General features: G+C 28.6%; 8 protein-coding genes. 7 read left to right on the forward strand and 1 reads right to left on the reverse strand.

Going from position 1 to position 8,764, the window contains the following annotated elements:
• The first annotated feature begins 204 nt into the window (after window positions 1-204).
• The 7 genes from alaS (at window position 205) to VLM92_RS11905 (ending at window position 7,814) form a co-directional block, all read left to right on the forward strand.
• Complete coding sequence (alaS, locus tag VLM92_RS11875; protein WP_325276547.1) at window positions 205-2,850, forward strand: alanine--tRNA ligase; 2,646 nt, start codon at window positions 205-207, stop codon at window positions 2,848-2,850.
• Between the two features lie 22 nt (window positions 2,851-2,872).
• The gene (locus VLM92_RS11880; protein ID WP_325276548.1) at window positions 2,873-3,130 is read left to right on the forward strand and encodes an IreB family regulatory phosphoprotein; all 258 of its coding nucleotides are present in this window, start codon (window positions 2,873-2,875) and stop codon (window positions 3,128-3,130) included.
• A 9-nt stretch (window positions 3,131-3,139) separates the two neighbouring features.
• A complete protein-coding gene (locus tag VLM92_RS11885) occupies window positions 3,140-5,317 on the forward strand; it encodes a hypothetical protein (protein WP_325276549.1) in 2,178 nt (725 codons plus the stop codon).
• Window positions 5,318-5,393: 76 nt separating this feature from the next.
• Complete coding sequence (gene ruvX, locus VLM92_RS11890; RefSeq protein WP_325276550.1) at window positions 5,394-5,819, forward strand: Holliday junction resolvase RuvX; 426 nt, start codon at window positions 5,394-5,396, stop codon at window positions 5,817-5,819.
• A 69-nt stretch (window positions 5,820-5,888) separates the two neighbouring features.
• Window positions 5,889-6,164, forward strand: a complete 276-nt coding sequence (locus tag VLM92_RS11895; protein WP_325276551.1) for a DUF1292 domain-containing protein — start codon at window positions 5,889-5,891, stop codon at window positions 6,162-6,164.
• A 201-nt stretch (window positions 6,165-6,365) separates the two neighbouring features.
• On the forward strand, window positions 6,366-7,265 hold the full coding sequence (locus VLM92_RS11900) for an LCP family protein (RefSeq protein WP_325276552.1): 900 nt from the start codon (window positions 6,366-6,368) through the stop codon (window positions 7,263-7,265).
• A gap of 108 nt (window positions 7,266-7,373) precedes the next feature.
• On the forward strand, window positions 7,374-7,814 hold the full coding sequence (locus tag VLM92_RS11905; protein WP_325276554.1) for a Fur family transcriptional regulator: 441 nt from the start codon (window positions 7,374-7,376) through the stop codon (window positions 7,812-7,814).
• A gap of 28 nt (window positions 7,815-7,842) precedes the next feature.
• Here the strand turns inward: VLM92_RS11905 and VLM92_RS11910 are convergent, their stop codons facing one another.
• On the reverse strand, window positions 7,843-8,580 hold the full coding sequence (locus VLM92_RS11910) for a metal-dependent hydrolase (RefSeq protein ID WP_325276553.1): 738 nt from the start codon (window positions 8,578-8,580) through the stop codon (window positions 7,843-7,845).
• Between the last annotated feature and the right edge of the window lie 184 nt (window positions 8,581-8,764).

An 8,764-nucleotide genomic window follows, 5' to 3' on the forward strand; every position in this document is an offset into this window, starting at 1 on the left:
TAGTTCCGTTATAACTAAGGTTTTCCGAAGATGTCATAATTTATTATGATAATTAGGGTGGTACCGCGAATATAATCCTCGCCCCTATAAGTTGTTTATAGGCGCGGGGTTTTTTAATTTCACAAACTAATTTAGATGTAATTTAAGTTGTAATATAAATAAAAATTAATTATTAGAAAATACATAATACAGGAGGAAATAACAATGGAACAAATGGGATTAAATGAAATAAGAAGCAGATTTTTAAAATTTTTCGAATCTAAGGAACACTATGTTAGAGATAGTTATTCTTTAGTACCACAAAATGACAAGAGTTTATTACTTATAAGTGCAGGAATGGCACCACTTAAAAATTATTTTTCTGGAGTAGAAGTGCCACCAAGTAAAAGAATGAGTACTTGTCAAAAGTGTATAAGAACTGGAGATATAGAAAATGTAGGAAAAACTGCTAGACATGCAACTTTCTTTGAAATGTTAGGAAACTTCTCATTTGGAGATTACTTCAAGAGAGAATCTATAAGATGGGGATGGGAGTTCGTTACAGAACACTTAAACATACCAGAAGATAAGATATGGGTAACTGTATACGAAGAAGATGATGATTCTTATGACCTATGGGCAAAAGAAATGGGATTCCCTGAAGAAAGATTAGTTAGACTTGGAAAAGATGATAACTTCTGGGAAATAGGGATAGGACCTTGTGGGCCTTGTTCAGAGATACACTTTGATAGAGGGGCAGAATATGGATGCGATAACCCAGATTGTAAGCCAGGATGTGACTGCGACAGATACTTGGAGTTTTGGAATCACGTATTCACTCAATTTGATAGAGATGAAAACGGAAATTACGGACAATTAGAAAACAAAAACATAGATACAGGAATGGGTCTAGAAAGAATAGCTTGTATAATGCAAGGTGTTAATACTATATTTGATGTAGATACTATAAAGCACATATTAAACACTGTTGAAAAAATGGCAGGGGTGACATATGGAAAAGATAATAAAATAGATACTTCAGTAAGGATAATAACTGACCATATAAGAGCTGTAAGTTTCTTAGTAGCAGATGGAGTTCTTCCATCAAATGAAGGTAGAGGATATGTACTTAGAAGATTACTTAGAAGAGCTGCACGTCATGGTAAGCTATTAGGAATAAAAGAAAATTTCTTATTCAAGTTAGTTGATGAAGTTATAAAAGTAAGTGGAGAAGCTTACCCAGAGTTAGTAGAAAAAGAAAGCTACATCAAAAAAGTTATAAGAATAGAAGAAGAAAAGTTCAATGAAACTATAGATCAAGGAAGTGAAATATTAGCTTCTTATATAGCAGACTTAAAGAAAGATGGAAAAAATACTTTAAGTGGAGAAAATGCATTTAAATTATATGACACTTATGGGTTCCCAATAGATTTAACTAAAGAAATATTAGAAGAAGAAAATCTTTTAATAGATGAAGATGCTTTTAATGACGAAATGAACAAGCAAAGAGAAAGAGCTAGAAGTGCTAGAGGAAATATGGATGGAGAAAGCTGGAAAGAAGATCCATTATCAAAATTAGATTCTTCAGTTGCTAGTGAATTTGATGGATACAAGGAACTAGAAAGTACTGGAGTTGTCAAAGCTATAGTGAAAGGCAATGAAATAGTAGAAAATGCTTGTGCTGGAGAAAAAGTTGTTATAGTTTTAGATAAAACAACATTCTATCCAGAAGGTGGAGGTCAAGCAGGAGATAGCGGAATACTTGTAAATGAAAATGAAGACATAGTAATAGAAGTAATAGATACTAAAAAAGGTGCAAATAATACTATAAAACATATTGGTGTTGTTAAAAGTGGAATGGTAAACACTAACGAAAAATTAAAGACTGTTGTAAATAAAGAAATAAGAATGGCATCTGCAAGAAATCATAGTGCAACACATATACTTCATAAAGTATTAAAAGATATATTAGGAGACCATGTTAACCAAGCGGGTTCACTTGTCACACCAGAAAGATTAAGATTTGACGTAACTCATTTTGAAGCTATAACAAAAAAAGAATTAAAAGTTATAGAAGAAAAAGTGAATGAAATAATCTTATCAGCTTTAGAAATAAATTGTGAAAATATGAGCATAAATGAAGCTAAAGAAAAAGGAGCTATGGCCCTATTTGGCGAAAAGTATGGTAATGAAGTAAGAGTTGTTTCAATGGGAGACTTCTCAATAGAACTTTGTGGAGGAACACACTTAACTAACACTTCTCAAATAGGAATGTTTAAGATATTATCTGAAGGTGGAGTAGCGGCAGGTGTAAGAAGAATAGAAGCTATAACAGGAAGAGAAGTTTATAATTACTTAAACGAAAAAGAAGAACTTATAGCTAATGTTTGTTCAAATTTAAAAACTAAAGAAGATAGTTTAACTTTAAGAGTGACATCTTTATTAGAAGAAAATAAAAACTTAGGTAAAGAATTACATGATGTTAAAACTAAGATGAGTCTACAATCAATGGATTCAGTACTTGATTCTAAAGTAGATATAAATGGAGTTAGTTTAGTTTGTACTAAGTTTGAAGGCATGGATATGAATACATTAAAAGAAGTAGCAGACAACTTAAGAGATAAGTTAGTTTCTGGAGTAGTAGCACTTGCTAATGTAGCAGATGGTAAAGTAAGCTTTGTAATTACAGCAACATCTGATGTTATAGACAAAGGGATACACTGTGGTAATATAGTTAAAGAAGTTTCAGCTATAGCTGGTGGAAAAGGCGGAGGAAGACCTAATATGGCTCAAGCTGGGGCATCAGATATATCAAAAGTTGATGAAGCTTTAAATCATGCAAGTGAGGTTGTTAAAACACAAGTAAAATAATTTACTCAAGGAGGTTGTTAACATGGATAAAGATTTAGATTATACTATGAAGTTTGAAGGCGTAGCAACTGACAAAATGAGCGTTGGAGAAACTATACATTTTGTATATGAAGCATTGCTTGAAAAAGGATATAACCCTATAAATCAGATTATAGGGTATATTCTTTCAGGAGACTCTAGTTATATAACAAGTCATAAAAATGCAAGAGCTATAATAAAAAGATTTGAAAGAGACGAGATGCTTGAAGAAGTAATCACACATTATTTAAACAGAAAGTAGGTCAATCTTATGAACAAGAAGATTGTATCATTATTAGCAGTAGTTATGATACTCCTAGTTTCTATTCCAAAATATAGCTTTGCCGATGAAAAAGGCAAAGTTATATTTATTAATATGAATAGAACTAATTTGGTAAGTATGTTGCGCGTACCAACTCTACAAGAAGAAGTTCAAAATAGAGGTTATGTAGGTCTTATGAATATAAGAGGAGATAAAGGTACGGATGATAGAAGATCTTATGCTAGTATGGGTGCAGGTGGAAGAGCTAATGTGTCTAGTGAGGAATATATAAACTTTCAAGCTATAGACAAAGAAACGGCACAAAAATTTAAATCAGCCACAGGTAAAAATCCAAAAGTAATAAATGATTTAACTATCAATAAATCTATAAATGAAAATATAGAAAACGGTCAATATGGTTCTATATTAGGTTCATTAGGACAAACATTATCTGACAATGGACTTAAGACTGCTGTTTTAGGAAACAGTGATATTATAGAAAATGGAGAGCTTAAAAAAAATAGAAATATAGCCTTAGTTGCCATGGATCAATATGGAAGAATAGATGCTGGGAATGTTGATAATATCAATATTAAAGATGCAACTATGCCATTTGGAATAAAAACTGACTATAATAAATTAACAAAAGAAACTAAAAAGTACTATGAAGAAAGTGATGCTGTATTTATAGATTTAGGTGATACATATAGATTAGATGAATATAGACTATACTTAAATGAAGATACATATGAAGGTATGAAGCGTAGTATATCAAAGAATATAGATGAATATCTTAAAGATGTATTTGATATGGTAGGTGAAAATGATACTGTATATATAAGTAGTGCTTTCCCTAGTAATTTAGATTATAAAAACAAAAGAAGGCTATCTCCAATAATAAAGTTTAAAGCAGATAAAAAAGGAATATTATCATCAGCTACAACAAGAAGAGATGGTATAGTAGCCAATTTAGATGTTGGTGTAGATATATTAAATGAATTTGGCCTTAAAAATGATGCTATGATAGGTAGAAGTTACAATTTAATAGAAAAAGATGATAATGTAGATTATGTTTTAGGTGAATACGAAAAAATAGTATCAATATCTAACATAAGAGCGAGTGTCATAAATGGATTTGTAGGAGTGATTTCTGCATCTTGGATAATAGCTATGATTGCTATATTACTTAGAAATTATTTACCTAATAAAGAAAAAGTATTTATAGTTTTAAAAGAATTTATAAAACTAGGTATAATAATGCCACTATCATTCATAGTGTCGCCTATATTTAATTTTAAACAACCTATGGCAATAACAGGTGGAATTCTTTTAACGACGTTAGCATTTTACTTAATTGGTAGAAAATTATTTAAAGATGATATAAAACAAATGGGATTCTTTGCACTTATAACCATAGCTATTATAGCTATAGATTCAGTATTTGGAACTTACCTAATGCAAAATAACATAATGAGTTATGATGCTATAATAGGTGCTAGATACTATGGTATAGGAAATGAATATGAAGGAGTTACTATAGGATGTGCTATATTTGCTCTTGCAGTACTTCTAAACTATAAAAAAATTCCAAAGTGGCTAATAGTAGTATTATCAGTAGTAATATTAATTACAAGTGCATACCCATCTATGGGAGCTAATGTAGGGGGCGCTATATCTGAGAGTGTAGCATACTTACTATTTATATTACTAATATTTGATGTAAAGCTTGATTTTAAGAAAGTTATATTACTGGGAGCAGCAGCTGTAGGTGTAGTTATAGCATTTGCAGTTTTAGATATAGTATCTGGAAGTGGATCTCATTTAGGAGTATTTGTTAAGCAAATATTATTAAATGGACCAGGGGTTATAATACAAACATTTACTAGAAAAATACAAATGAATTTAAAGCTTGCACAAACAAGTGTATGGGTAAATATACTACTTGCAGGGATTGCTATAATAGCAATATTTATATTTAGACCATCAAAGCACTTTAGAGATATAGCTAGAAGATATCCAATACTATTTAAAGGCTTTGCAGCATCGATGGTTGGGTGTATAGTCACGCTTTTAGTAAATGATTCAGGTATAGTTGCAGCAGCAACAGCATCTATTTATATACTTATACCAATTATAATAATAAGTATAAATATGATAATATTTGATAATAAGAATATTAAAAACTAAAGTACAAATAATAACTAAGACTGGTCAGGGAAAATCCTGACTAATCTTATATAAGGATACAATTAAGGAGAAAATTATGCTAGACGGAAGAATAATGGGACTTGATGTAGGTGACAAAACTATCGGAGTTGCAGTTAGTGATTTAATGGGACTTACAGCACAAGGTGTTAAGACAGTAAAAAGAGTTGGAAAGAAAAAAGATATAGAAGAATTAAAAGCTATAATAGCTGAAAAGCAAGTGAATAAAATAGTTTCAGGATTACCTAAAAATATGAATGGTACATTAGGACCACAAGGAGAAAAAGTAATAAAGTTTTGTGAATTATTGCAAGAGCAAACTGGTATAAAAATAGAATATTGGGATGAAAGACTATCTACAGTAGCAGCAGAAAGAACATTAATACAAGGAAATGTAAGAAGAGAAAATAGAAAAGGTGTTATAGATATGGTTGCAGCAGTAATAATTTTACAAGGATATTTAGATAGACAAAGAAATTTTTAAAAGACCTATAAAATTATATATTTATGATATATAATATAAATAATAAATAAAAAAATAGAGGTGAAGCAAATGCAAGAAAATATAATCAACTTAATAGACGAAAATGGTGTGGAAAGCGCATTTGAAATAATATTAACGCTAGAAGCTGAAGGAAAAGAATATGCTATATTAGTTCCTATGGAAGAAGAAGATGCAGAAGAGGCTTTAATATTTAGAATAGATCAAGATGAAGAAGGAGAAATATTAGTTCCTTTAGAAGATGATAAAGAATATGAGATAGTTGTTGATGTATACAATACATTAATGGAAGAAGAAGGATTAAACTTTGACGAAGATGAGCAATAATATAAAAAAACTACCTAGTGATAGGTAGTTTTTTTATATTATTGGATAAAGTTATAAAGATTGAGAATTTTTATAATATAAAAAATTACTTTGATAAAGATACCTTAAATGGTAATTATTTTGAAACGCACGTAAGTAGTGTAATTTATTTAATATAAGGAAAAAATATTTATTAAATAAAACATAAAAGGTAGTGATAAAATGAAAAAACTATTAATACTTTTTTTATTAGTTGCAATAACATTGATGTTTATACCAAATATATATGCACTAGAAAATGAAAAAGTACATGAAACAGGACAGGAATGCTTAGTAGATAATATACTTTTAATAGGCAGGGACAGTTTAGATTCAAAACAACCTGCTAGATCAGATACAATGGTAATTTTAACTGTAGATAACTTAAGTAAATCTCTTAAGCTTACTTCGTTAGCTAGAGACACATTAGTTAATATACCTAATATTGGGTATGAAAAGTTAAATCATGCATATGCTTATGGACAAGAAAAATTACTTATGCAGACTATAAATGAGAATTTTAATTTAGATATAAAAGATTATGCTGTAGTTGATTTTACGTCTTTTATTGAAATTATAGACATATTAGGTGGGGTGGATGTAGAAGTTTATGAAAAGGAAATAAATCATTTAAATCAAACTATAAAAGCTTGTTATAGGTTGAATGAAAAAAATAAGGATAAAATAAAATATATACAGAGTTATGGAGTTCAAAATTTAAATGGTTACCAAGCTTTAGCTTATGCAAGAATAAGAAAAATAGATACTATATATAAAAGAGATGAAAGACAAAGAAAAATTTTAACTAATATAGCGTATAAGTTATCAAATACATCTATAACTAAATATCCAGCGATAATTAAAAATGTAGTAAAAAATGTAGATGTCAATATTTCATTAGATAAAATAACTAAGTTAGCTTTATCATCTCATGAATTAGCTAGCTATGAAATAAAACAACTACAATTTCCTCTAGAACAATACAGAGAGGAAGGTAGAATAAATGGAGACGGGATGTATGTTATTAAATGGAAAGAAGGTGAAAATTTAAAAGTATTGCATCAATTTATATATGGAAACTAGTATAGGCAAAGAAGTTATAATCAATAGTATATTAAAATATTGACAAACGGTTTATTATCAATTAAAATAATTAATAAAGATTATCAATTGAAAAATAAGGGTGATATTATAATGAATACAATGGATATATTGAAAGATAAATTAAAAGAAACGGGGTTTAAAATTACTCCTCAAAGAAGAGCAATTGTAGATATACTTCTTAAGAATAGTGCAGAACATTTAAGTAGTGAAGAAATATATGATTTAGTAAGAGTAGATTGTCCAGAAATTGGATTAGCAACAGTGTATAGAACAATGCAATTATTAGATGAAGTTGGTGTAATATCAAAGCTTAATTTAGATGATGGATGTATAAGATATGAGATAAGTTTAAATGATGAAGATTGTCATAACCATCATCATCTTATTTGCAAGAATTGTGGTAAAATAATGGAAGCAAAAGAAGATTTATTAGATAATATAGAAAAAGAAATACAGAAGATATATAAATTTAAAATACTTGATCATGATGTTAAATTTTATGGATTGTGTGAAGAATGCTCAAAGTAAGTGTATAAAAATATAAGTCCTTAAGGACTTATATTTTTATTATGGAATAAATTATTAAACTTACTAATAGTGAGATGAATAATATTTCTAACATATTACTAAGAAAGCTACCTACCCTAAAAAAACATAAGGAAAATTTCTTATCACTTATAGGATATAAAAGCGGTATTCCAGACTTTGTAAACAAATCTCCTAAAAATAGATGACTTGAATAACTAATAGTTCCCAAAAAAGCTAAATTGGATATATTAGTTATTAGTTGTATTTGCTTTAACAAAAAATACATTACCACCGTAGCAAAAAGGCTGTGAGAAAAGCTTCTATGCTTGAGCCACGGAAAGGTGGACAACATTAAACAAAAAATTGAAAAATATATTTTTATATTTACTAAATAAAGACATATTGCTAGTAATATAAATATCAGAGATAAAAATACTTTTCTTAAAAAAGTATGACTTAATTTTGATTCTATAATTATAATTGCCACAAATGTAATAATAGAACTTAAATAAAAATTATCGTTTATTTTTATAGATACAAAAAAGATTATTATATTAATTAAATATATTGTTGCTTTTAATAAAAATTTAGACACATCTTTTTTTAGAAACATATCCGATATTATAGAGTGAGATTCATCTAAATCAGGGAGTATTGAAAAAAAAGCAGACAATATAAGATTAAATATGGAAATAGGTATATTAAATAGTAATGAAGCTTGAATAACACTTAAAACACCTATGGTACAATGGGTTTTTCCACGCATAAATCCTCCTAAAAATTACATTTTATACTCAGAGGATAACAGATGATAATAAATTTGTCAAAATAATACAATAAATGTATTGTAAATATGACTTAAATTATAGTACAAATTATGGTACAATGATAATAACTGGTAAAGAGTGCGTGATTTGATATTATTTAAACTATAGAACGTGTTTATATTT

Origin of the sequence: Romboutsia sp. (assembly GCF_035470145.1) — a bacterium.
Classification (GTDB): domain Bacteria; phylum Bacillota; class Clostridia; order Peptostreptococcales; family Peptostreptococcaceae; genus Romboutsia_D.

Bases quoted from the DNA above. Each gene is read 5' to 3' on its own strand.
- VLM92_RS11895 (WP_325276551.1), top strand. From the start codon at position 5,889: ATGCAAGAAAATATAATCAACTTAATAGACGAAAATGGTGTGGAAAGC.
- VLM92_RS11880 (WP_325276548.1), top strand. From the start codon at position 2,873: ATGGATAAAGATTTAGATTATACTATGAAGTTTGAAGGCGTAGCAACT.
- VLM92_RS11885 (WP_325276549.1), top strand. From the start codon at position 3,140: ATGAACAAGAAGATTGTATCATTATTAGCAGTAGTTATGATACTCCTA.
- alaS (WP_325276547.1), top strand. From the start codon at position 205: ATGGAACAAATGGGATTAAATGAAATAAGAAGCAGATTTTTAAAATTT.
- VLM92_RS11910 (WP_325276553.1), bottom strand. From the start codon at position 8,580: ATGCGTGGAAAAACCCATTGTACCATAGGTGTTTTAAGTGTTATTCAA.
- VLM92_RS11900 (WP_325276552.1), top strand. From the start codon at position 6,366: ATGAAAAAACTATTAATACTTTTTTTATTAGTTGCAATAACATTGATG.
- ruvX (WP_325276550.1), top strand. From the start codon at position 5,394: ATGCTAGACGGAAGAATAATGGGACTTGATGTAGGTGACAAAACTATC.